The organism is Agrobacterium sp. 10T429, from assembly GCF_056393925.1.
The window spans coordinates 84,514-107,857 of record NZ_JBFTGV010000002.1 but is presented as its reverse complement, the minus strand read 5'-3'; the positions used below and the strand labels follow the sequence as shown (position 1 = coordinate 107,857).

20 protein-coding genes are annotated in these 23,344 nt (G+C 59.0%); 11 read left to right on the top strand and 9 right to left on the bottom strand.

From position 1 onward, the window contains the following. Positions 1 to 8: 8 nt before the first annotated feature. The 3 genes from AC1DCP_RS05485 to AC1DCP_RS05475 all read left to right on the top strand — a co-directional run bounded on the left by AC1DCP_RS05485 (position 9) and on the right by AC1DCP_RS05475 (position 2,270). Entirely contained in the window at positions 9 to 728 is a 720-nt protein-coding gene (locus AC1DCP_RS05485; protein ID WP_476774160.1) for an ABC transporter ATP-binding protein, read from the top strand. Beyond that, on the top strand, positions 718 to 1,926 hold the full coding sequence (locus AC1DCP_RS05480; protein ID WP_003515968.1) for an ABC transporter permease: 1,209 nt from the start codon (positions 718 to 720) through the stop codon (positions 1,924 to 1,926). Before AC1DCP_RS05485 ends, AC1DCP_RS05480 begins: the two co-directional genes overlap by 11 nt. 62 nt (positions 1,927 to 1,988) lie before the next feature. Then, positions 1,989 to 2,270 carry a hypothetical protein gene (locus AC1DCP_RS05475; RefSeq protein ID WP_019567106.1) on the top strand — a complete coding sequence of 94 codons (282 nt, stop codon included), beginning with the start codon at positions 1,989 to 1,991 and terminating at the stop codon, positions 2,268 to 2,270. A gap of 21 nt (positions 2,271 to 2,291) precedes the next feature. Here AC1DCP_RS05475 and sufA read toward each other — a convergent pair whose 3' ends face one another. The 7 genes from sufA to AC1DCP_RS05440 form a co-directional block, all read right to left on the bottom strand. After that, positions 2,292 to 2,681, bottom strand: coding sequence for a Fe-S cluster assembly scaffold SufA (gene sufA, locus AC1DCP_RS05470; protein ID WP_003515971.1), 390 nt, complete (start codon positions 2,679 to 2,681; stop codon positions 2,292 to 2,294). Positions 2,682 to 2,793: 112 nt separating this feature from the next. Further along, positions 2,794 to 3,177: an SUF system Fe-S cluster assembly protein gene (locus AC1DCP_RS05465; RefSeq protein ID WP_003515972.1), complete on the bottom strand. Its 384-nt coding sequence runs from the start codon at positions 3,175 to 3,177 to the stop codon at positions 2,794 to 2,796. A 23-nt stretch (positions 3,178 to 3,200) separates the two neighbouring features. Beyond that, a complete protein-coding gene (locus AC1DCP_RS05460; protein WP_003515973.1) occupies positions 3,201 to 4,451 on the bottom strand; it encodes a cysteine desulfurase in 1,251 nt (416 codons plus the stop codon). Next, positions 4,444 to 5,715 carry a Fe-S cluster assembly protein SufD gene (gene sufD / locus AC1DCP_RS05455; protein WP_476774159.1) on the bottom strand — a complete coding sequence of 424 codons (1,272 nt, stop codon included), beginning with the start codon at positions 5,713 to 5,715 and terminating at the stop codon, positions 4,444 to 4,446. Before sufD ends, AC1DCP_RS05460 begins: the two co-directional genes overlap by 8 nt. A gap of 24 nt (positions 5,716 to 5,739) precedes the next feature. Continuing rightward, entirely contained in the window at positions 5,740 to 6,495 is a 756-nt protein-coding gene (sufC, locus tag AC1DCP_RS05450) for a Fe-S cluster assembly ATPase SufC (protein WP_003507958.1), read from the bottom strand. 72 nt (positions 6,496 to 6,567) lie between these two features. Further along, positions 6,568 to 8,037, bottom strand: a complete 1,470-nt coding sequence (gene sufB / locus AC1DCP_RS05445; protein WP_065687246.1) for a Fe-S cluster assembly protein SufB — start codon at positions 8,035 to 8,037, stop codon at positions 6,568 to 6,570. A 200-nt stretch (positions 8,038 to 8,237) separates the two neighbouring features. Beyond that, positions 8,238 to 9,407: a cysteine desulfurase family protein gene (locus tag AC1DCP_RS05440; RefSeq protein ID WP_065687400.1), complete on the bottom strand. Its 1,170-nt coding sequence runs from the start codon at positions 9,405 to 9,407 to the stop codon at positions 8,238 to 8,240. Between the two features lie 211 nt (positions 9,408 to 9,618). Between AC1DCP_RS05440 and AC1DCP_RS05435 the strand changes: the two genes are divergently transcribed. Further along, positions 9,619 to 10,296, top strand: coding sequence for an alpha/beta hydrolase (locus AC1DCP_RS05435; RefSeq protein WP_003507952.1), 678 nt, complete (start codon positions 9,619 to 9,621; stop codon positions 10,294 to 10,296). A 73-nt stretch (positions 10,297 to 10,369) separates the two neighbouring features. Here AC1DCP_RS05435 and AC1DCP_RS05430 read toward each other — a convergent pair whose 3' ends face one another. Beyond that, positions 10,370 to 11,491: an anhydro-N-acetylmuramic acid kinase gene (locus AC1DCP_RS05430; RefSeq protein WP_112152887.1), complete on the bottom strand. Its 1,122-nt coding sequence runs from the start codon at positions 11,489 to 11,491 to the stop codon at positions 10,370 to 10,372. Positions 11,492 to 11,641: 150 nt separating this feature from the next. Here AC1DCP_RS05430 and tyrS point away from each other — a divergent pair, with 150 nt between their 5' ends. Then, on the top strand, positions 11,642 to 12,895 hold the full coding sequence (tyrS, locus tag AC1DCP_RS05425; RefSeq protein WP_013636378.1) for a tyrosine--tRNA ligase: 1,254 nt from the start codon (positions 11,642 to 11,644) through the stop codon (positions 12,893 to 12,895). A gap of 45 nt (positions 12,896 to 12,940) precedes the next feature. On the opposite strand, the gene AC1DCP_RS05420 is transcribed toward tyrS, so the two are convergent. After that, positions 12,941 to 16,324, bottom strand: a complete 3,384-nt coding sequence (locus AC1DCP_RS05420) for a YhdP family protein (RefSeq protein WP_013636379.1) — start codon at positions 16,322 to 16,324, stop codon at positions 12,941 to 12,943. A 118-nt stretch (positions 16,325 to 16,442) separates the two neighbouring features. On the opposite strand from AC1DCP_RS05420, the gene AC1DCP_RS05415 reads away from it, so the two are divergent. The 6 genes from AC1DCP_RS05415 to AC1DCP_RS05390 all read left to right on the top strand — a co-directional run bounded on the left by AC1DCP_RS05415 (position 16,443) and on the right by AC1DCP_RS05390 (position 23,310). Beyond that, the gene (locus tag AC1DCP_RS05415) at positions 16,443 to 16,910 is read left to right on the top strand and encodes a peroxiredoxin (RefSeq protein WP_013636380.1); all 468 of its coding nucleotides are present in this window, start codon (positions 16,443 to 16,445) and stop codon (positions 16,908 to 16,910) included. Between the two features lie 14 nt (positions 16,911 to 16,924). Next, a complete protein-coding gene (locus AC1DCP_RS05410) occupies positions 16,925 to 17,755 on the top strand; it encodes a ferritin-like domain-containing protein (RefSeq protein ID WP_013636381.1) in 831 nt (276 codons plus the stop codon). 89 nt (positions 17,756 to 17,844) lie between these two features. Next, positions 17,845 to 19,161 carry a peptidoglycan DD-metalloendopeptidase family protein gene (locus tag AC1DCP_RS05405; RefSeq protein WP_038491369.1) on the top strand — a complete coding sequence of 439 codons (1,317 nt, stop codon included), beginning with the start codon at positions 17,845 to 17,847 and terminating at the stop codon, positions 19,159 to 19,161. A 219-nt stretch (positions 19,162 to 19,380) separates the two neighbouring features. Further along, positions 19,381 to 20,895 (top strand): DEAD/DEAH box helicase, encoded by a 1,515-nt coding sequence (locus AC1DCP_RS05400; protein WP_019567097.1) that lies wholly within the window; start codon positions 19,381 to 19,383, stop codon positions 20,893 to 20,895. A gap of 32 nt (positions 20,896 to 20,927) precedes the next feature. Further along, the gene (locus tag AC1DCP_RS05395) at positions 20,928 to 21,356 is read left to right on the top strand and encodes an NUDIX domain-containing protein (RefSeq protein ID WP_065687241.1); all 429 of its coding nucleotides are present in this window, start codon (positions 20,928 to 20,930) and stop codon (positions 21,354 to 21,356) included. An 874-nt stretch (positions 21,357 to 22,230) separates the two neighbouring features. Next, positions 22,231 to 23,310, top strand: coding sequence for an ABC transporter substrate-binding protein (locus AC1DCP_RS05390; protein ID WP_065687399.1), 1,080 nt, complete (start codon positions 22,231 to 22,233; stop codon positions 23,308 to 23,310). Positions 23,311 to 23,344: the final 34 nt, after the last annotated feature.

Genomic DNA, 23,344 nt, shown 5'->3' with positions numbered 1-23,344 from the left:
AAAACCACATGCAACAGCCGCCGCTCATAGAATTCCGCGATGTCGTCAAGCAATATGGCCGGGGCGAAGCGACGATCCGCGCGCTTGACGGCGTCAGCCTGTCGATCCACGAGAAGGAATTCGTCGCCATCGTGGGGCCATCCGGCTCCGGCAAATCCACCTCGATGAACATCATCGGCTGCCTGGATGTGCCGACATCGGGCGAATATTTGTTTCAGGGCGTGCCGACCAGCGGTTTCGACAATGAACATCTGACGCTGCTGCGCCGCCACATGCTGGGTTTCGTGTTTCAGGGCTTCAACCTCCTGTCGCGGACCTCGGCGGTGGAAAATGTCGAGCTGCCGCTCGTGTACCGGGGCATGAAAGCCTCGGAACGGCGCGCGCGCGCCATGGAGGCGCTGGCACAGGTGGGTCTGAAGGGCCGCGAGCACCACACGACGCAGGAGCTTTCCGGCGGTCAGCAGCAGCGTGTGGCCATTGCGCGGGCCATCGTCACCCGCCCCGCTCTGCTTCTGGCCGACGAACCCACAGGCAACCTCGACACCAAAACCAGCGCCGAGATCATGGAGCTGATCACCACGCTCAACCGCGACAAGGGCATTACGGTCGTCATGGTCACGCATGAAGAGGATATCGCAGCCCATGCGGGACGCCTCCTGCGTTTCGTGGACGGCCATCTCGCCTCCGACAGCGCAGCGGAAAACAAGGAGACTTCCGATGTTCTTTGAAACGTCGCGTCTTGCGCTGCGCGCCATCAGCCGCAACCTGCTCCGCTCCTTCCTCACCGTGCTCGGCGTCGTCATCGGTGTTGCCGCCGTCATCGCCATGGTAACCATCGGCAACGGCACGACCGAACAGGTGAAATCGGAATTGTCGCGGCTCGGCACCAACATGCTGTTCGTGCGCCCCGGCCAGTTCGGGCCCGGCCGCGCCAGCACGGAAGCCAAACGTTTCGATGATCGCGATGTCGAGGCGATCCGCAACCAGATCAGCGGCCTGCGCGCCGTTGCTCCGCAAAACCGCAGCTCCGCCGCAACGGTCATTTTCGGCGGCAAGAACCACCAGACAAGCGTCATCGGCACCACCAATGATTATCTTGTGGCACAGGACTGGACGCTTGCGCTGGGCCGTGACTTCCAGCCGGCCGAAGATCGCGGAGGGCAGATAGGCTGCATCATCGGCGAAACGGTGCGGCAGGAACTATTTGGCGCTGAAAACCCTGTCGGCCAGACGATCCGCGTCAGCAACATCTCCTGCCCCGTCATCGGTGTTCTCGCCCGAAAAGGCCAATCCGGCCTCGGCGACGATCAGGATGACACGATCATCATGCCGCTCAAAATCCACCAGCGGCGCATCGGCGGCACCACCACCATTTCCTCGATCATGGTCTCCGCGCAGGACGGCGTTTCCACCGCCAAGGTGCAAAGCGACCTGCAGAACCTGCTGCGCGAGCGGCGGCGCATCAACATTGGCCGCGAGGATGATTTCACCGTCAACGACATGACGCAGATCGCCTCGGCCATGACCGGCACGACGACGCTGCTCACCGGGCTCCTGGGTGCGGTTGCAGCCGTCAGCCTGCTGGTCGGCGGCATCGGCATCATGAACATCATGCTGGTTTCGGTAACCGAGCGCACCCGCGAGATCGGCATTCGCCTCGCCATCGGTGCACTGGAAAAACAGGTACTGACGCAGTTTCTGGTGGAAGCCGTCATGCTCTCTGCCCTGGGCGGCACCGTCGGCATATTAACGGGCCTTGGCCTTGCCTACGGCGTCGTCAGCTTCCTCAACGTGCCCTTCGTCACCAGCCCGTCGATCATCTTCCTCGCCTTCGCCTTCTCGGCTGCCATCGGCGTGATTTTCGGCTATTTCCCGGCGCGGCGGGCAGCGAGTTTGAGCCCGATCGAGGCGCTGCGGCACGAGTGAGACGAGCCGTCGAGGCTGCAACGGCCTCAACGGAAAAGGTTCATGATTTACGGAGAGTTTCGATGTTCAAATCGGTATCGGATAGCGCCGCTGCCGCAGACGGCGGTTCGCTTGCGCTCTTCGTGGAACGAATTGACGGGCAAACGGAACTGTTTGTGATCAATCGCTCCCTCGCGTCACGCGGAACGCCCGACTACAACAAAGTCAGCTCCAGCCTTCGACCACTTGCCGAGGAGGATTGCGGGAAGATTGCAGCAGCTCTCGAGCCGCTTTTGACAACGACGCCATCGATTCATCCGCTGGCGGATTTTATCGATACGCTGAAACAGCAAACATCCCGCTGATCGGAAAAATGGCGCAGCCAATCAAACGCTGGCTTCAGCCTCGCGCTGCTTCGCCAGCGCCGCCAGATCGGCAGGCTTCAGTTCCACCGACTCACCGCAGCCGCAAGCGGACGTCTGGTTCGGGTTGTTGAAGGTGAAGCCGGAGCGCATCTTGGTCACTTCAAAATCCATCTGGGTGCCGAGCAGATAGAGCACGGCGGAGGGCTGAACCCACACCTTGGCTCCATCGAATTCGACCAGATCGTCCTTCGCATCCGCTTCCGTCACGAGGTCGATGGTATATTCCATGCCCGCGCAGCCGCCCTTCTTGATGCCGACGCGCACACCCTTGGCGTCCGGGCCGGAATTCTCGACGATTGCTTTAACGCGCGAGGCAGCAGCGCCGGTCATGGTCATGATCGCAAAGCCCATGGGCTTAATTCTCCTTCGACAATCGAGTTCAAGGCTCGATGTTTATGGATTTCAATTTAATAGCGCTTGAAGGCGCCATCAAGGGATGACGCCTGTCAAAATCACGTCAGTCTCAATACCAGCCGACGGCGACCTGAGCCTCTTCCGACATACGGTCCGGCGTCCACGGCGGATCGAAGGTCATCGACACTTCGACACCGGAAACACCTTCGACAGCGCCGACGGCATTTTCCACCCAGCCCGGCATTTCGCCGGCCACCGGGCAGCCCGGTGCTGTCAGCGTCATGACGATCTTGACCATCCGGTCGTCCTCGATGTCGATCTTGTAAACGAGACCGAGTTCGAAAATATCGGCCGGAATTTCCGGATCGTACACGGTTTTCAGCGCCGCGATCACGTCGTCGCTAAGACGCGCCAGTTCGTCGGGCGCAATGGAAGACGGCTTTGCAGCGTCTTCGGTCACATCATGGGTCTTTGCAGTGGCTTCGGCAGTCATGGTCCTGAACCTCAATCCTGATATCAGGCGAAAAATTTGCGCGCATAGTCAAGCGCCTCGACAAGACGATCTACTTCGGCGCGGGTATTGTAAAGGCCGAACGATGCCCGGCATGTGGAGGTGACGCCGAACCGTTTCAAGAGCGGCATGGCACAATGGGTGCCGGCACGCACGGCAACACCGCGCCGGTCTATCACCATCGACACGTCATGGGCATGGATGCCCTCGAGTTCGAAGGAGAAGATACCGCCCTTATCAGGCGCATTGCCGATGATTCGCAGTGAGTTGACCTCGCGCAGCCGCTCGGCAGCATAAGCCGCAAGATCAGCCTCGTGGGCTGCAATTGCGGCGCGGCCGAGATTGTCCATGTAATCAAGCGCATAGCCAAGACCGATAGCCTGCACGATGGGCGGCGTTCCCGCTTCGAAACGATGCGGCGGCTCGTTATAGGTCACATTGTCTTCGGACACGTCGAGGATCATCTCGCCGCCGCCCTGGAACGGCCGCATCTCGCTCAGGCGGTCAGCCTTGCCGTAGAGCACGCCGATGCCCGAGGGACCGTAAAGCTTGTGGCCGGTCATGACGTACCAGTCGCAATCAATATCGCGCACGTCGACCGGCATGTGAACCGCGCCCTGAGAGCCATCGACAAGCACCGGAATGCCGCGCTCATGGGCGATGCGGCAGATTTCCTTGACCGGCACGATGGTGCCCAGCGCATTCGACATATGGGTGATGGCAACGAGCTTGGTGCGCTCCGTCAGGCTTTTTTCGAAAGCCTCGATATGGAACGCGCCGTCATCATCGACAGGCACCCAGACGAGCTTGGCGCCCTGCCGCTCGCGAATGAAATGCCACGGCACGATGTTGGAGTGATGTTCCATGATCGAGATGACGATCTCGTCGCCCTCGCCGATCTTTGGCATGCCGTAACCGTAAGCAACCGTATTGATCGCCTCGGTGGAGGATTTGGTGAAGACGATCTCGTCCACCGAACCGGCATTCAGGAAACGGCGCACCTTTTCGCGCGCCGCCTCATAGGCGTCAGTTGCGGCATTGGAGAGGAAATGCAGGCCACGATGCACATTCGCGTATTCATTGGAATAAGCATGCGAAACGGCGTCGATCACCACCTGCGGTTTTTGAGCGGACGCGCCGTTGTCGAGATAGACCAGCGGCTTGCCATAGACCTCGCGCGACAGGATCGGGAAATCCTTCCGCACGGCTTCAACGTCATAAGGGGCCGCCAATGCGGCGCGTTCGCTCTCAGGCATGATGTTCCAGCCAGCCGGAGATGATAGTCTCCAGCGCCTCTACCAGATTTTCTTCTTCCAGTTCCTCGGCGATCTCAGCGACAAAGGCGTTGACGAGCATCGCCCGCGCCTTTGCCCGCGGCACGCCGCGCGCCATCAGATAATAGAGATGGTTGTCGTCAATATCGGCAACCGTCGCACCGTGACCGCACTGAACGTCGTCGGCGAAGATTTCAAGCTCCGGCTTTGCCGAGAACTCGCCATCGTCAGACATCAGCAGCGTATTACACGCCATCTTCGCATCGGTCTTCTGGGCATCGGGGGCAACCCGGATCATGCCCTGGAAAATGCCCTTTGCACGGTCGAAGACCACGTTGCGGAACACTTCCGTCGAGGTCGTGTTCGGCACGTTGTGGCCAAGAACCATCGTCACGTCGGTATGGGTTTCGCCGCCCAACAGGTTGACGCCGCGAACGATGAGGTCAGTACCCTCGCCGTCCACGTCGATGCGCAGTTCCTGCCGCACCAGCTTACCGCCGGCATTAATGACGAATAGACGAATCTTGGCGTCCGCACCGATTTTCATGCGCAGCTGGCCAAGATGAATATCGGCCGCACCCTGTTGCTGCAGGATGATCCAGGTCACTTCCGCACCGTCTTCGACAACGATGTCGGTGACGGAGGAAACCAGGGCGGCATCCGAAGTCACCGAAAGGTGACGCTCGATGACGGTCGCCTTGGAACCCTTGCCGAAGCGCACCGGGAAGCGGCTGTGAACCTGACCTGCGCCATGGATCGCCTGCAATTCGATCGGCTTTTCGATCTCGGCATCGGCGGGAATGTCGAGCGTCAGGCCGTCGCGCACGAAGCTGCCGTTGATACGGCCGATCACGTCGTCCTTGCTGGCTTCCGCAAGGCCTGTGGCGGCCGAGCCGTCAAGCAGCCTCTCGGCAAAACTGGAAACGCTGATATCTTCGATCTTGCCGACATTGGCCGTGCCATGCAGCACGTAGGCGACGGACGAGCCGGCGACAACAGACGCCTGCTTTTCGATAACAGGTGCGGGCTGGTCCTCGGGAATGGCACGCAACAGGCTCTTGAGATCGGTATAGTGCCACGCCTCGATGCGGCGGGTCGGAAGACCGCCGGTCTTCAGATCGTCGAACAGCACGTCACGGGCGGCGACAACCGCACCATTGCCCGGCAATTCGCTGAACTTGGCGGTATAGGCGTCGATCAGCGCGGTTTCCGTTGGCGTCAGCCGATTGGTCGTTTGAATGTTCATGGACATCACCTCCTGGCCTCTGGCTTAGGCCGCTTCACCGATGATGTCGGCGTAACCATTGTTTTCCAGCTCCAGCGCCAGGGCCTTGTCGCCCGAACGGATGATCTTGCCCTTGTAAAGAACGTGAACGCTATCAGGCACGATGTAATCGAGCAGGCGCTGGTAGTGGGTGATGACGACAGTGGCGCGATCCGGCGACTTCAGCGCATTGACGCCATCAGCCACGATCTTCAGCGCGTCGATGTCGAGGCCGCTATCGGTTTCGTCGAGAACGCACAGCTTCGGCTCCAGCAGCGCCATCTGTAGGATTTCGGCGCGCTTCTTCTCACCGCCGGAGAAACCAACGTTCAGCGGACGCTTCAGCATGTCCATGTCGATCTTAAGATCGCCGGCAGCTTCCTTGACGCGACGGATAAAGTCCGGCGTCGTCAGCTCGGCCTCGCCGCGCGCCTTGCGCTGCTCGTTCATAGCAACCTTGAGGAACTGCATGGTGGCAACACCGGGAATTTCGACCGGATACTGGAAGGCCAGGAAAATACCCTTGGCAGCGCGCTCGGCGGCATCCAGTTCCAGAATGCTTTCGCCGTTGTAGAGGATGTCCCCGGAGGTGACTTCATAGTCTTCGCGGCCCGACAGGATGTAGGACAGCGTCGACTTGCCGGAACCGTTCGGGCCCATGATGGCCGCAACTTCACCGGCAGCAACCTTCAGGTTGAGGCCCTTGATGATCTCGGTTTCGGTATCGGCGATCTTTGCGTGCAGGTCGATGATTTCAAGCATGGTTTTATCCTAAGAATAGTGTGAGCGAAGGTGCGCGAAACCGCGCACTCAAAGTGCGTATTCGTATGACGATCAGCCGACCGAACCTTCCAGCGAAATGCCGATCAGCTTCTGCGCTTCAACCGCAAACTCCATCGGCAGCTGCTGGATGACATCCTTCACGAAGCCGTTGACGATCAGTGCGATGGCCGACTCCTCGGGAATGCCGCGCTGCAGGCAATAGAACAGCTGGTCTTCGGAAATCTTCGACGTGGTCGCCTCATGCTCGAAATGAGCAGACGAGTTCTTCGCCTCGATATAGGGCACGGTATGGGCGCCGCACTTGTCGCCGATCAGAAGCGAGTCGCACTGCGTGAAGTTGCGCGTGTTGGTCGCCTTGCGGTGAGCCGAGACCTGTCCGCGATAGACGTTTTCCGAGAAACCGGCGGCAATGCCCTTGGCGATGATGCGGCTCGACGTGTTCTTGCCGAGATGGATCATCTTGGTGCCACTGTCGATCTGCTGATGGCCGTTGGAAACCGCAATCGAATAGAATTCGCCACGGCTGTCGTCGCCGCGCAAAATGCAGGACGGGTATTTCCAGGTGATGGCAGAACCGGTTTCAACCTGCGTCCACGAAATCTTCGAACGGTTGCCACGGCAATCGCCGCGCTTGGTCACGAAGTTGTAGATGCCGCCCTTGCCGTCCTTGTCGCCCGGATACCAGTTCTGGACTGTGGAATATTTGATTTCGGCATCGTCGAGTGCCACGAGTTCCACCACGGCGGCGTGAAGCTGGTTCTCGTCGCGCTGAGGTGCCGTGCAGCCTTCCAGATAGGAGACGTAGGCGCCCTCTTCGGCGATGATCAGCGTGCGCTCGAACTGGCCGGTGTTCTTTTCGTTGATGCGGAAATAGGTGGAAAGCTCCATCGGGCACCGCACGCCCTTCGGCACGAACACGAAGGAACCATCGGTAAAGACGGCCGAGTTCAGCGTTGCGTAAAAATTGTCGGTCTGCGGCACGACCGAGCCGAGATATTTCTTCACCAGATCAGGATACTCGCGCACGGCTTCGGAGATCGACATGAAGATCACGCCGGCCTTTGCCAGTTCCGCCTTGAAGGTGGTGACAACCGAGACGCTGTCGAACACGGCATCCACGGCCACACGACGATTTTCCACGCCGGCCAGGATTTCCTGTTCCTTCAGCGGAATGCCCAGCTTCTCGTAAACCTTCAGCAGCTCCGGATCGACTTCGTCCAGCGACTTCGGGCCGGGCGTGCTTTTCGGTGCGGCATAATAATAGAGATCGTTGAAGTCGATCTTGGGGTAGCTGACGCGCGCCCATGTCGGCTCTTCCATCGTCAGCCAGCGCTTGTAAGCCTCAAGACGCGATTCCAGCATCCATTCCGGCTCCTGCTTCTTGGCCGAGATGAAGCGGATCACCTCTTCCGAAAGGCCCTTCGGGGCCTTGTCGACTTCAATTTCGGTTTCGAAGCCGTATTTATACTGGTCCACATCGATCTGGCGAACCTGATCGATCGTTTCCTGAACCGCTGCCATGTCGTTCTCCAATCTCGCCGGAGCCAAGGTCCGGTGGCTTGTCAACGTATCAAGGCGGATAGCCGCCTTCATCCATCTTCGGGCAAATAATCCGGGCCCGTATAAACGGGGCGGAGCTTATACCCATGTAAGTGCGGGATGGCGCTTTTCACACATCCCGGCAAGCGGAAAATTGCTATTCCGCAATTCTTTGCCGCATTTTAAGCGGCCTGACCGGTCAGCCTGCGCCGCCCGGCAATTTTCGTAAAGGCTGCGAGCGCGTGCTCGATATCCGCCTCATCAGTCGCATGACCAAGGGAAATCCTGAGTGCGCCAAGCTTGGGATCGCGTCCCATCGCCGTCAGCACATGGCTTTCACCCACCTTGCCGGAATAGCAGGCCGAACCGGCCGAGAGCGCAATGCCTTCGATATCGAATGCAATCTGGCCCGTTTCCGCCTTCAAACCGGGCAAGGTGAAAAACGTGGTATTGCCGACACGGCCGACATCCTCACCGTAGATGATCACGTCAGGCGCGACTGCCCGCATGCCGTCTTCCAGCCTTGCGCGCAGCGCTGCAAGACGCGTCGCTTCGGTCTCGAGGTTTTGCGCAGCAATAGCGGCGGCGGCACCGAAACCGATGACCGACAGGGTATTTTCAGTACCGGAACGATGTCCCTTTTCCTGACCGCCACCATGGATCAGCGGCTTCGGCATCATCACCTCGCCGCGGGACACCAGCGCCCCAGCACCCTTCGGGCCACCAAGCTTGTGGGACGAGATCACAAGGAAATCGGCATCCAATGCATTGATATCGAGCGGAACGCGGCCGGCAGCCTGTACGGCATCGACGACCATCAATCCCCCAGCTGCATGTGCAAGCCGCGCCGCTTCAGCCACCGGCTGAAGAATGCCGGTCTCATTATTGACCAGCATGCAGGCGACCATCGGCAGACCAGTGGACTTGTCGTGCGCTGACAGCAGCGCCTCAAGGGCCGCAAGATCGATGACACCCGCTGACGTAACGGGAATTTCCGTAACGTCAGCCTTGTCGAACCGGCCACCTTCGCGAAAAGCCGGGTGTTCGATCGCCGAAACGTAAAGACGACCATAGCGTACGGGAGCGCGCCCCATCTTGAATTCAGGCGAAAGCACCAGATTGGCCGCTTCGGTCGCACCGCTCGCAAAGGTCACATGCGACGCCTGGGCGCCGCAGACCAAAGCAACGTCACGACGCGCGGCCTCGACGGCCGCACGGGCTGCGCGCCCTTCCCGGTGTACGGAGGACGGATTACCCGTGATATCGAGAGCGCGGACAAGAGCATCCCGCACGGCAGGCAAAAGCGGCGCCGTGGCGTTCCAGTCCATATATGTGCGCGTCAAAACCGTCATCGCGGAAAAGCTTCGCTCAATCTTCCATGCGCCAAAACGCATTTTTCTTGAAATTACAGTTGCGCTTGCCTTATGACACGGTCCGAGTGCTTAAGCACACGCAAAGTTTCGAATTATTCTAAACTGCGTTCTAGAAAAGATGACACAGTTCGTCAAGTCTTCTCGTCGGAAGAATGCGGTTGGAGAATGAAAAAACACGACCGGAGTACCAATGCCCGAAGTCATTTTTAACGGCCCTGCGGGTCGCCTCGAAGGCCGTTATCAACCCTCCAAGGAAAAGAGCGCGCCGATAGCGATCATCCTTCATCCGCACCCGCAGTTCGGCGGCACGATGAACAACCAGATCGTTTATCAGCTCTTCTATCTTTTCCAGAAGCGCGGTTTCACGACGCTCCGGTTCAACTTCCGCTCCATCGGCCGCAGCCAGGGCGAGTTTGACCATGGCGCCGGCGAGCTTTCCGATGCCGCATCCGCTCTCGACTGGGTGCAGAGCCTGCATCCCGATTCGAAAAGCTGCTGGGTCGCCGGTTATTCCTTCGGCGCCTGGATCGGCATGCAGCTTCTGATGCGTCGCCCGGAAATCGAAGGTTTCATGTCGATTGCGCCGCAGCCCAACACCTACGACTTCTCTTTCCTCGCCCCCTGCCCGTCTTCCGGCCTCATCATCAATGGCGACGCCGACAAGGTCGCGCCTGAGAAGGACGTCAACGGTCTGGTCGAAAAGCTGAAGACCCAGAAGGGCATCCTCATCACCCACCGCACCCTTCCCGGCGCCAACCACTTCTTCAACGGCAAGGTTGATGAGCTGATGAGCGAATGTGAGGACTACCTCGACCGCCGCCTGAATGGCGAACTGGTTCCGGAACCGGCCGCGAAGCGTATTCGGTGATTTAGGAGCGCAGCTTAGGTCATTGTTGATCTACCTACAATGATCGACGGCGGGCTTGGCTCGCCGTCGTCTATTACGCCCTGACCAAAACCCCACCCGTAACCGGCTCATTCACACCGGTCGTCCCCGGATATGTTAGCGGCAGCCCCTTCAGCGATCGCACCGCCAGATAGGCCCAGGCCTCCGCCTCCATCGCCCCGCCGTCGAACCCCGCCTCTTCCGCCGCGATTACCCGCGCACCCTGCTTGGCAGCAAGGCTCGCAAACTCTTCCATGATAACAGTATTGAGCCGCCCGCCGCCGCAGATCACATAGGTCTTAGCCGCTTCCGGCAGATAGCTCGCCGATTTGAGGATCGCGGCACCCGTCAGATGCGACAGCGTGCGTGCGCCGTCCGCCAGCGAAACCTCGCCCTTTTGCGGCGGCACGAAATCGCTGCGGTCAAGCGAGCGGCGGATATTGGCCGAGAAGAACGGGCTTTCCATGTAGCGCGTGACCAGCGAGGCAACGACGCTGCCGCCCGCCGCCGTCCTGCCGCCCTTGTCGAAGGCTTTGCCCGTATGCGCCTCGATCCACTGGTCGATCAGCATATTGCCGGGACCGCTGTCGAAAGCCGCAAGCCGCCCTCCCTCCCCGATATAGGTGAGATTGGATATGCCGCCGATATTGACGAAGACGGCGGGCGTTTCGAAGCCTTCAGGCAGATTGGCGGAGAGCGCCATGTGGTACGCAGGAATGAGCGGTGCGCCCTGCCCGCCATGCACCATGTCGTTGGCACGCATGTCGTACACCACATCGATACCGGTTTCCTCAGCCAGAAGCGCGCCGTCGCCGATCTGCACGGTCAACGCCTCATCCGGCCGATGCAGCACCGTCTGGCCATGAAAACCGATCACGTCTATATCGCTGGCTTCAAGCCGGTGGCGGTGGAGGAAGGATTTGACTGCCGCCGCATGGGCAAGCGTCAGCTTGCGTTCCGCATCCGCGAGGTCACCCGGACGCTCGCGCCGTTCGCGAATGGCTTTGGCCGTAACCAGCGCCTTCTGCCACGTGGCGCGCAGGCCCGGATCATAGGGGAAATAACCGCTCGGCCCATGCCGGACCACGTTTTCGCCATCCGTGCGCAACAGGGCGATATCGATGCCGTCCATCGACGTCCCGCTCATCAGCCCGATTGCCGTTTTGACCTCGCCCACGCGCTGCTCCCTTTCAATATCGAATCATGCGGAGATGAATCGCCGTTATTCATGGCCGAAACGGGTGCACTTTTCAAAAAACAATGGTAAAGCCCCCCGCGTTCATTGACAGACAATGACGGCAAAGGTCCAACCAGAAAGAAAAAGGTTATGTCCAGGTTCAAGTCCGATTTCCTCCGCACGCTGGATGAGCGCGGCTTCATTCACCAGATCTCCGACGAGTCGGGTCTCGACGAACTGTTCGCCAAGGAAACCGTGACCGCCTATATCGGCTATGACCCGACGGCCTCCAGCCTGCATGTCGGCCACCTCACCCAGATCATGATGCTGCACTGGATGCAGAAGACCGGTCACCAGCCGATTTCGCTGATGGGCGGCGGCACCGGCATGGTTGGCGATCCCTCCTTCAAGGAAGAGGCCCGCAAGCTGATGACGATCGACATGATCGAGGACAACATCACCTCGCTCAAGCACGTCTTCGCCAACTACCTCGATTACGACCGCGCGGAAAACCCGGCGCTGATGATCAACAATGCCGACTGGCTGCGTGGGCTCAACTACCTCGAATTCCTGCGCGACGTCGGCCGCCACTTTTCGGTCAACCGCATGCTTTCCTTCGACAGCGTGAAGACGCGCCTCGACCGCGAGCAGTCGCTGTCCTTCCTCGAATTCAATTACATGATCCTCCAGGCCTACGATTTCGTGGAGCTGAACCAGCGTACCGGCTGCCGCCTGCAGATGGGCGGCTCTGACCAGTGGGGCAACATCATCAACGGCATCGATCTCGGTCACCGCATGGGGACACCGCAGCTCTATGCGCTGACCTCCCCGCTTTTGACCACCTCTTCGGGTGCGAAGATGGGCAAGTCCGCGTCCGGTGCCGTCTGGCTCAACAAGGACCTGCTGCCGGTCTATGATTTCTGGCAATACTGGCGCAACACGGAAGACGCGGACGTGGTTCGGTTCGCGAAGCTCTTCACCACGCTGCCGATGGATGAGATCGAACGCATCGCCGCCCTTGGCGGATCTGAGATCAATGAGGCGAAGAAAATCCTCGCAACGGAAGTGACGGCTATCCTGCATGGCCGTGCCGCTGCCGAAGAAGCTGCCGAGACGGCGCGCAAGACTTTCGAGGAAGGCGCGCTTGCTGAAAACCTGCCCTCCATCGAGGTTCCGGCATCCGAACTCGATGCCGGCGTCGGCGTCCTGTCGCTCATCGTTCGCGCTGGCCTTGCCGGCTCGAATGGCGAAGCCCGCCGTCACGTTCAGGGCGGCGCGGTAAAGATCAACGACAAGGGCGTATCCGACGATCGCCAGATGATCGGTTCCGCCGAGATCACAGGCGATGGCATCATCAAGCTTTCGGTTGGCAAGAAGAAGCACGTTCTCGTTCGCCCGGCGTAACACCCGCGCAAATCATCAGATGAAGGGCCGCGGAAGCGGCCCTTTTTATTGAAACTCGAAAATCTGCCTGAAGACGCCCGGCGCTATCAGCGACAGCGGGTTTATAGTCAGCTTCGGCTGGTCCGTCTGGCCGGAAAGCTTGAAGGTAATGCCGAGCAGCCCGCGGTCTCGGCCGTTGCCGAGGAAGATGCCGATAAAGGGCAGCTCGCCGAACAGCCGGTTCAGGCCATAGGCGGGCATGAAGGTGCCGGTCATGTCCATACGGCCGTTCTGGTCTTTCAGCAGGCCCTGGAAGGTCGCCCCGATCTGTTCGCCGCGCACCACGCCGTTTTCCACCGCAACCGAGCCGTTGACGTAAACGAGCCGGGCAAAACCGCGCTGGAATTTCTCCGAGCTGACATCGATATTGCGGCGGACCGCCGTGTTGAGGCTCCGGCCGTCATCGCCCGTCGGCGTGGCGACGATATCCTGAAGCTTCGCTTCGTTGACGACGGCGAAATTGCGCAGATCGAGCGAGCCGCTCCAGTCGCTGCCGTTGACGGTCGAGAGTGCGAGATTGAGAAGACCACCGCGAATGCGGGTGTAGATATTGGTGAAACGGGCAAGAGAACCGGCGTCGCTGCTGGTAAGCGTCACGGTTCCCGTCGCGCCGCGATTGGTTGTCTGGGCCACAACCGCCTGGCCCCTGCCGGTGACGCCGCGAAAATCAACCGAACGGACCTTGCCGTCACGCACACTGACATCGGCACTGACATTGGAAAGGATCTCGTCGTTGAAGCCGTAGACCTTGTCGAGTTGCGCCTTGATGGCAAGGGACGGCTGCGAACGCGACGTGCCGTCACCTGCCCCTGAGGAACTGCGAAGCTTTGAGAGGAAAGGCCGGAGATCGGCCGATTTTCCCGAAGCGTTGATGCTATATCCGTTTTTGGAGGCAGTGACGGCGACGGCGTAATTGTCGGAAGGTGACAATTGCACGCGGCTGAGATCGGCCGAAATCAGCCCGTTCTTGGTGAAGGTGACATCTCCGGCAGCGCCGAAGCCGTCCCCGGTTAGGGAGAAATCACTGATCGTCGTGCGGCCATCGCTGGTTTCCAGGGTAAAGGTCGCTTTTGCCGGAATACCGACGCCCTTGCTCCATCCAAGCCCCGGCAGAATGATAGACGCCTTCGCCAGATCGAGCTGTATCTCCTGACTTTTCGTATCCGCGCCATCGATTTCCACGACGGTCGTGCCGCCAAGAACCGTCGAAAGCTCCGGTGCGAGCTTGGCGACCTGCGTCTCGTTCAGGGTTGCTTTCAGCGACAGCGTTGGAGCAACGTCGCTGTTCTTGCGCACCGGCTCCGTCATCTCGATAGACATCGGCACATCGTCCACCCGGCCCTTGCCTTCAAGCTTGAGCTGCCGGTCGTTGATGGACATGAAACCGTCAAGCGCGGTCACCTTGCGGCCGGCAAACGGCTTTGTCAGCGACAGGTTCTTCAGATCGAGATCGGCCGTCCATACCGGCGGCGGTGGATTTTGGCTGGAAAGCATGCCGACGGTCAGCTTTGCATTCGCCGTCACGTCGCCGGTGAAGTCATCCGGCTTGAACTGCGTATCCTTGAGCGCATTGATAGGCTTCAGCGTCGCAAGCTCCGCCACGGCATCGGCCGAGCCCGAAACGTTCAAATCGAGATTTCCAAGCAGGGGCTTTGCATAGACGTCGGACATGGAGAACCGGCTGTCCTCCAGCGCAAGCGACCGATTGGAGGCGAAATAGGATGTCGCGTTCTTGAGATCGACATTCATCCGGCTGCCGACGAGATTGAAATGCGCATCAACGTCGCGCAGCGGCGGAATGTCGCCGGTGGTATTGAGACGCGTACCGTCGATATCGAAGCGGATCTGCATTTCGCTCTCGCCCAGCACCAGCGGGCAACCGGGACCGCACATCCGTCCCTGCGGAATGAAGATCGCAATCGAGCCGTTCGTGACCGTGCCGCCATAAAGATTGGAGACCACCCACTCGCGCGGCTTGTGCGCCATCCAGAACGGCCAGAGCTGTTTGACCGCCGTGGCCTCCATCTTGGGAATCTGTCCGGCGAAACTGATTTCAGGCGAGCCCTGGCCGAAGCGGATTTTCAGCGAGCCTGCCATGTCTCCAAGCGGGCCGGTAACGTATAGCGAGGGTACCTCAAGCTGCCTGGTCGCGACATTGAATTGCCCGTCCGCCTTCAAGCTGAAAGGAACGGGGTCTTCGCCAGAGGCTTCAGCCGAGGCAACCGCATTGTCGATCCGCAGCGAAAGACCGAAGCCCTCTTGGGTATCCGTGATTTCCCCAGTGACCGGAATAGCCGTTCGCCCAAGGTCGATCCGCGAATTCCCAATGACAAGACTGTTTTTCTGAAAATCGTAGCGCGCGTTGACGGTGCCGGCAGTGAAGGGCTGAGCCTCGCCGCCGATAAGAAGCATTCCATTGCCCATGCCGAGCGAGATTTCCAGCCGCGGCTCATGTCCGGGCATGGAACGCCGGGCGAGGATGCTGACACCGGTCTTGACGTTCAGCCCCTCATGAAGATTGCCTTCAGGATCGAATTTTTCCAGAAAAGGACCGATGTCGAAACCGTCGATGCGCGCGTCGAAACCGTCTATCACACCGCCTGATCCCGATGTCTTTAGCGACAGGCTGGCGATTTCGCCGTTAAACAGCGTTTCACCCTCAAGCGAATATCCGCCCTGCTGGTCAGGGGTCAACGAAAGTTCACGCACTTCAACGACGCGTGGCTTGCCGGCTTCGCTCGGCGGCAAGTGGATCGAAACGCTGGAAATATCGATTTCCTCTGTTCCGCTGCTTAAAAACGCCTGCGCCAATTTGTCCAGCTGGGAAAACGCCGCCTGCAACTGCTGCGGAACCGCGTCCAGCCGGATGCTGGCGAGATCGAAACCGTTACCCTTCGGCAAAAGGGCCGTATCGAGTTCCATCCCGTCGGCCTCGAGACTTTGCACGGAGACGCGTCCGGTCAAAAGCGCTAGCGGATCAAGCGCCATGCCGATAGCCCTCGCCCGGCTCAAATGCTGGCCGGATTCCTTCTCGACGATATCCACATCCTCGGCCACCAGCGCAAGCCGCAGCCCGGTCGAGAACCTGATGGCGGACGAACCGATTCGCGCGCTGTAGTGGGGTCCGAGCGCCCGTTCGAGCGCCTGCTGCGCCTGGCTGGAAAGGGCATTGTCGATCGATCCGGTTTCGACGGAGACAATGATGCCGCCGATGGACAGGAAGGCCAGTACGAAAAGAGCAGCGAAAATCTTGATGAGAGCACGCGCCATGGAGCGCGGCGCCGGGCAATGCACGATGAGAGGATCTTCGGCCTGCGCCGAAGGAAGATCATGCAGCGCAACGATATCGCGCTTGCTGAACTTGACCTTTTCACCCCTTACTTCAGCCATACGCCCGTGTTTGCCCCTGAATAGCTTTTGTTTCGCCTCAACACTGGACGACGCCCGGTTTCGCTATATATCGAATGTGGCGACTTTCACTCAACATCCCGGCGAAAGAAAGATGATTATGACAGAACTGACGATTGGCAGCCCTGCACCGGATTTTACTTTGCCCCGCAACGGTGAAGGAACGGTGACATTGTCCGGCCTGCGAGGCAAGGCGGTCGTTCTCTATTTCTACCCGAAGGACGACACATCCGGCTGCACCGCCGAAGCGATAGATTTCAGTGCCCTTGGCGCGGAATTCGAGGCCGCCAATACTGTCGTCATCGGCATTTCCCCTGATAGCGTCAAAAGCCACGACAAGTTTGCTGCAAAACACAAGCTTTCGGTGATGCTGGCCGCCGACGAGGAACGGAAGGCGCTCGAGGCCTACGGCGTCTGGAAGGAAAAAAGCATGTATGGCAAAAAATACATGGGTGTCGAACGCACCACCGTCCTCGTAGCACCTGACGGTACGATCGCGGAAATCTGGAACAAGGTGAAGGTTCCGGGCCACGCACAGGCCGTTCTCGACGCCGCACGGAAGCTCTGAGAGACGCCCCTGTCGTGCCGCCCACCTTCAGGATCATCTCGCTGCGCGGCGGCGCCACCGAGGCGATTGCCTGCGCCGATCTCGACAGAAAAACCGCACTGGCGCAGGAAACGGCGACACGATGGTTCGAGCGCCGCCTGTCGCTGCGCTCCCCCCTAGATCCACCCCTGCCCGAACGTCCGGGCAGGCCGGATAAACCGGAACTCGTTCCGCCGACCGCCGTGGAGCGCCGCTCCCTCCACAGCGTCAAGGGTCGCATAGCGCTGCTGCACGCCATCGCCCATATCGAGCTGAACGCCGTTGACCTCGCGCTCGACATTGTGGCCCGTTATGCCAGCGAGCCGGTGCCGCATTCCTTTTTCAACGGCTGGATGCAGGTTGCCTTCGAGGAGGCGAAACATTTCCGGATGGTGCGGGAAAGGCTGCAAAACCTCGGCGCGGATTACGGCGATCTGCCCGCCCATGACGGGCTCTGGCAGGCGGCGCATTCAACCCGCAACGACCTCACCGCGCGGCTCGCAGTCGTGCCGCTCATCCTCGAGGCGCGCGGACTGGACGTGACGCCCTCCCTGCAGGCGAAGATGCGCGAAACCGGAGACCTTGAAAGCGCCGCCGTTCTCGATGTCATCTACAATGACGAAAAGGGCCATGTCGCCATCGGCGCCAAATGGTTTCGCTTCCTGTGCGCCCGTGAAAAGAAGGACCCGGCAGCAACCTTCAGGCAACTGGTACGTGCCAATTTCCGCGGACCGCTGAAACCGCCCTTCAACGACCTCGCCCGCGCCGAAGCCGGGTTGACGCCATCCTTTTACCGCTCCCTCACCGCTGTCAGCAACAGCGGCTGACGCCCGCAGCCCGGCGCATGGTGCAAAACTTCGTTAACCTTAACGAAGTATGATTTCCTGTGAGAAATCGGCCAGTCCGGAGAGAGATTTTGACTGATACAGCGGAAAACCGGGTATTCGGCAAAAAGCGGCAGCAGCACGTTCTGGTGCTGGCAAGCGGTGACAAGGTCCGGCACATGACGATCCGGCCGTGGATGACGGCGCTTGCCGGCTGCACGATCGGCCTTTTCTCGCTCGGTTATCTGGGCGCCACCGGCTATCTCATCCTGCGTGACGACCTGATCGGCGCGACCATGGCGCGCCAGACCCGCATGCAGCACGATTACGAAGACCGTATCGCCGCACTGAGGGCGCAGGTGGACCGCGTTACCTCAAGACAATTGCTCGACCAGCAGGTGGTTGAAAAGAAAGTGGAAAAGCTGCTGCAACAGCAGGCGGCACTCACGTCCAGACACGGGCGCATGAGCGAATTGCTGGAGCGCGCGGAAAATTCCGGCATCGCCGCCTCCACGGCCACGGCGCCCATTCCAACCGCGCCCTCCTCGCTCTCGAACGCGATGGCGCCGGAAAAGCGCGCCGATCTGACAGGTGGCCTCTCCGCCATAGAAAATCTGATGGCGCCCCGCCCGTCGCAGCCGGAAAAGCCAGCCGGAACCGACAAGCGGGCGTCCTATGTGCCCGAAAACGGCGAAACGCCTTCCGACCGCGCCGACCGCGTGTTTTCCAAGGTCACGCTGTCGTTGAAGGATATCGAACGCCAGCAGATATCACGGATCGCCAGACTGACCAGCGACGCCGAGGACAAGGCGAGCGCGATGCAGGATATCATCCGGCAGGCGGGTCTGAAAATCGACGAAAGTGGCACCGACGGCGTCGGCGGCCCCTATGCGGATCCGCAGGGGAATGAAACCGATCCCTTCAATATGTCTCTGACCAATCTAGACAATGCGCTCAACCGGCTGGATATCGTGAAGGAAACCGCAACCGCCCTGCCCTTTGGCAATCCGGCTCCCGGCAGGGCGATCACCAGCCGATTCGGAAACCGGCTCGACCCTTTCCTTGGACGGCCTGCCTTACATACCGGCATCGATTTTCGCGCCGAAACAGGCGCCGACGTCAAGGCGACGGGCGCTGGAAAGGTAACGGTTGCGGAAAATTCCGGCGGCTACGGCAATATGGTCGAGATCGATCACGGCCAGGGCGTATCGACGCGATTCGGCCATCTCTCCACCATTCTGGTCAAAGCCGGCGACAAGGTGGAGGCCGGCGACATCGTTGGCCGTGCTGGGAGCACCGGCCGCTCCACCGGTCCGCACGTACATTACGAGGTCCGCCGCAACGACACGCCTGTTGATCCGATGCGGTTTCTGGTCGCCGGGGCCGAGCTTAAAACCTATCTCAAATAGCAGTCCGATTTTAACGCTTTTTTCGCCCTTTTTGCGATAAATCGCCCGAAACCGCGTCCAAGGCTCAAAAGCCTCGCCAACGTCTCGCCGTTTCGCGCGCATTTCCGGTTGTTTCCTTGACTTTCTGGCAATTTGGGCATATCCCCGCGCCAAGTCTTTGCAAGTGTCGCAGCGGCACGCAGGTATTCTTACCGAACCAGAACGGAAAAAGTTCTTCCTTTGACAACATTCTCTGATCTTGGCCTGAGCCAAAAAGTTCTTTCCGCTATTGCAGATGCCGGCTACACGACGCCGACACCCATTCAGGCTGGCGCAATTCCGCCCGCTCTTGAAAAGCGTGATATCTGCGGTATCGCACAGACCGGCACGGGGAAAACCGCATCCTTCGTTCTGCCGATGCTCACACTGCTGGAAAAAGGCCGCGCACGCGCCAGAATGCCGCGCACGCTGATCCTCGAGCCGACCCGCGAACTGGCGGCACAGGTGGCCGAAAACTTCGAGAAATACGGCAAGAATCACAAGCTGAACGTCGCCCTTCTGATTGGTGGCGTTTCTTTTGAAGATCAGGACCGCAAGCTTGAGCGCGGCGCCGATGTTCTCATCTGCACGCCCGGCCGCCTTCTCGACCATTGCGAGCGCGGCAAGCTCCTGATGACCGGCGTTGAAATCCTCGTGATCGATGAAGCCGATCGCATGCTGGATATGGGCTTCATTCCCGATATCGAACGCATCGCCAAGATGATTCCCTTTACCCGGCAAACCCTGTTCTTCTCGGCCACCATGCCGCCGGAAATCCAGAAGCTTGCCGACAGGTTCCTGCAGAACCCGACCCGTATCGAGGTTGCCAAGCCCTCCTCCACGGCGAAGACCGTTACCCAGCGCATCGTCGCTTCGCACAACAAGGACTATGAGAAGCGCGCTGTCCTGCGCGATCTCGTCCGTGCCGAAGAAGCCGAACTCAAGAACGCGATCATTTTCTGCAATCGCAAAAAGGACGTTGCCGACCTCTTCCGTTCGCTGGATCGTCACGGCTTTTCCGTTGGCGCGCTGCATGGCGACATGGACCAGCGTTCGCGCACGACCATGCTGCAGAACTTCCGGGACGGTCAGCTGACGCTGCTGGTCGCTTCCGACGTTGCAGCCCGCGGTCTTGATATTCCCGATGTCAGCCACGTCTTCAACTTCGACGTTCCCATTCATGCCGAAGACTATGTCCACCGCATTGGCCGTACCGGTCGTGCTGGCCGTTCGGGCAAGGCCTTCACCCTCGTCACCAAGAGCGATGCGAAATATCTCGACGCGATCGAAAAGCTGATCACCGAGAAGGTCGAATGGCTGAACGGTGACCTGTCCTCCCTCCCCGCGCCCATGGAAAGCTTTGAAAGCAATACCGGCCGCCGGGGCACCAAGGAACGTGGCGGCAGAGGCCGCGACAGAAACCGTCGCGATGCACCTGCATCGCCGGTCGAAAACATCAATCAGGGTGCACAATCCACCACTGTGGATACGGACATCGCGGCTCACGGAGAAGACAAGGTGAAGGCAGAACGCAGACCGGAAAAGACCCCGCGCAATTCCGAGCGCAACAGCCGCAACCTGAACCCGCTGCACGCCAATGACGACAACCGTGACCGTCGCCGCCATTACCGTGACCATGACGATGGCCCGACGCCTGTTGGTTTCGGCGATGACATTCCCGCTTTCATGCTGATCGTGGCCAACGCCAAGGGCTGAGCCCCGACGGCCTGACGCAGGAAACAATACGCATGACGCCGACGATCAAGCCAGGACAAGATTTTCCAGGCGTCGGCGTTGGGCTTGCCATATTGCGTGATGGCCGCCTGCTTTTATGCCGGCGCTTGAAAGCGCCGGAAGCCGGATACTGGAATATTCCGGGCGGCAAAGTCGATCACCTTGAATCATCCCTCGCCGCAGCACGGCGAGAAGCTGAAGAAGAGACCGGGCTGACAATCGGCAAGGTCGAATTTCTCTGTCATAGCGAATATATCAATGTCGCAGACCGGCACCATTGGGTCTCGCTGATCTTCGTCACCCGCGACACGCAGGGTGAGCCGGTACTGACAGAACCGGACAAGCTTTCCGATATCGGCTGGTTCGACCCCGATAATCTTCCCGAACCCATCTCTGCCTTTGCAAAAGACGCGCTGGCTGCTCTGACAAAACAAAGCCGCTAGCGGACGGAAGCGGCATCAGCGCTGACCGGCGTGGGCTTTTCGCGGCTTTCAACGGCGCCTTGAGCTACACTAAAAACAGGCCTCGCCTGCGACAGACGCGACGCTCCTGCGCGATTTGCTTTCGGAAAACCCAATGCTGGAAGAATATCTTTTCGCGAAGCTTTTCGAATGCAATTTAAAATTGCTTAAATTAGCATCACATAAAAAACCGCCCCGGTTGCCCGAAGCGGTTTATACGTAATGAAAATAATAGAATATAGAATGTAATATAGTTTGGCAGTGCTTACGTTCGGAACACTTCCGAGGCTTGTTACAGCCAATTTCAGTCGTCCCCTGAAACACCTATATCTAATCTAACCATTTACTTTTCGTCAAGCAGATCTTCTCGCAAATGCGAAAAAAACATGGCAAAGCACAAATAAAGCGCAGGGAAATATGTATATTCTCTTTTTATATCAATAAATTAGATGAGTGGAAATAAAATGTGCATTTTATTGGGGTGCACTATAAAAGGCAAAATCGTAAACCCGCCCTTATAAAACTGTGCTTATACGCACTGCATGTTACAGTTTTATAAAGTAAAAATGCTCTAAACCATGACGAGCAGTACTTCCGCTCTTATGAAATTACAGAGTGAATTGCCGACCTTAAAAAGATGAATCTCGGCAAAAAACAATCGCGCGCGATCACATTGAATATATACAACCATAACGCGTCATTGCAGACTGTTGTTTCAAATTGGATGAGTTGCGATCAAAACGGCCGTGCAGTGAACGATGATGTGCGATTATGATGGGTATCAGCGATTTTTCCTTTGGAAAACCAGTTGTTGCCGATAAACATCAAACCGGGACAACAGGATTTCGCGCACGTCATGCTTTCACTTCGCCTGCTAACGATCATCGCCGGTTTTGCCTTTGCGGGCTCAGCATGCGCGGCGTCGATCGGCATCGTTGCCCCACAGAACGGCCCATACGAACTGCTGGGGCAACAGGTCAGGCAGGGCGCGAAGGCCGCGGCCGCCAAGCTCGGCCTAGATGTCGTCGAAATCCATGAAAGCTGCGAAGACGGCAGCGGCGGCGCGATTGCCGATGGTCTTGTGGCCGCCAAGGTTAGCGCGGCAATCGGTTTTTTGTGCACGGAAACGCTTCAGGGCGTTCTGCCACCTCTGAAGTCAGCCGCCATTCCAGCAATCACGCTTTCCAGCCGTGCCCCGATCCTGATGGAAGACGCTCTGAAATATAGCTGGCCGCTTTTCCGCCTAGCGCCATCGGACAAGGCCGAATCGGACCGGGCCTCAGAAATCATCCTGCGCGACTGGAAGGGACATTCCATTGGACTCGTGGATGATGGCACGATCTTCAGTCGCGATCTGGTAGATCGCATCCGTTCGGCGCTGGAGGAGAACGGGCTGAAACCGACACTCACCGATACGCTGCGCCCGGCACAGGAGCAACAGGTGGCGCTTGTGCGCCGGCTGGGGCGCACCGGCATCACCCATGTCTTCATCGGCGCGGAACGCAACGACGTCGCGATTGTCGCCAGAGACGCCGGCTCCGAAAACATTCCGCTCACCATCATGAGCGGCGACGCCATGAATGCGGCAAACAACCCCGTGCCACTTGCAGCAAATGTGCTAGCGGTCACGCGCCCGGCCTATGACACATTACCTTCGGCACAGGCCGTCGCCGGCGAATTGCGTGCCGCCAATATCGAGCCGGAAGGTTACGTCCTGCCCTCCTATGCGGCTGCGGAACTGACTGCGGCGCTTGCCGAAGCAGCCCAATCCCAAGGGAAACCCGCACCGGAGATACTGGCGAACGGTACCGTCTTCAAAACCGTGCTTGGCGATATCGCTTTCAACCCTTCGCATGAGCTTGCAGACAATCCCTATCGCCTGCAGCGCTGGAACGGCCAGCGTTTCGAACAGGCGGACAAGGCCGAAAGACAATAGGTGAAGCCGGTATCGCTGGAAATTCAGTAAGCCG

Coding starts and splice junctions, on each gene's coding strand:
- AC1DCP_RS05485 (WP_476774160.1), top strand. CDS start 9: ATGCAACAGCCGCCGCTCATAGAATTCCGCGATGTCGTCAAGCAATAT.
- AC1DCP_RS05480 (WP_003515968.1), top strand. CDS start 718: ATGTTCTTTGAAACGTCGCGTCTTGCGCTGCGCGCCATCAGCCGCAAC.
- AC1DCP_RS05475 (WP_019567106.1), top strand. CDS start 1,989: ATGTTCAAATCGGTATCGGATAGCGCCGCTGCCGCAGACGGCGGTTCG.
- sufA (WP_003515971.1), bottom strand. CDS start 2,681: ATGGGCTTTGCGATCATGACCATGACCGGCGCTGCTGCCTCGCGCGTT.
- AC1DCP_RS05465 (WP_003515972.1), bottom strand. CDS start 3,177: ATGACTGCCGAAGCCACTGCAAAGACCCATGATGTGACCGAAGACGCT.
- AC1DCP_RS05460 (WP_003515973.1), bottom strand. CDS start 4,451: ATGCCTGAGAGCGAACGCGCCGCATTGGCGGCCCCTTATGACGTTGAA.
- sufD (WP_476774159.1), bottom strand. CDS start 5,715: ATGAACATTCAAACGACCAATCGGCTGACGCCAACGGAAACCGCGCTG.
- sufC (WP_003507958.1), bottom strand. CDS start 6,495: ATGCTTGAAATCATCGACCTGCACGCAAAGATCGCCGATACCGAAACC.
- sufB (WP_065687246.1), bottom strand. CDS start 8,037: ATGGCAGCGGTTCAGGAAACGATCGATCAGGTTCGCCAGATCGATGTG.
- AC1DCP_RS05440 (WP_065687400.1), bottom strand. CDS start 9,407: ATGACGGTTTTGACGCGCACATATATGGACTGGAACGCCACGGCGCCG.
- AC1DCP_RS05435 (WP_003507952.1), top strand. CDS start 9,619: ATGCCCGAAGTCATTTTTAACGGCCCTGCGGGTCGCCTCGAAGGCCGT.
- tyrS (WP_013636378.1), top strand. CDS start 11,642: ATGTCCAGGTTCAAGTCCGATTTCCTCCGCACGCTGGATGAGCGCGGC.
- AC1DCP_RS05420 (WP_013636379.1), bottom strand. CDS start 16,324: ATGGCTGAAGTAAGGGGTGAAAAGGTCAAGTTCAGCAAGCGCGATATC.
- AC1DCP_RS05415 (WP_013636380.1), top strand. CDS start 16,443: ATGACAGAACTGACGATTGGCAGCCCTGCACCGGATTTTACTTTGCCC.
- AC1DCP_RS05395 (WP_065687241.1), top strand. CDS start 20,928: ATGACGCCGACGATCAAGCCAGGACAAGATTTTCCAGGCGTCGGCGTT.
- AC1DCP_RS05390 (WP_065687399.1), top strand. CDS start 22,231: ATGCTTTCACTTCGCCTGCTAACGATCATCGCCGGTTTTGCCTTTGCG.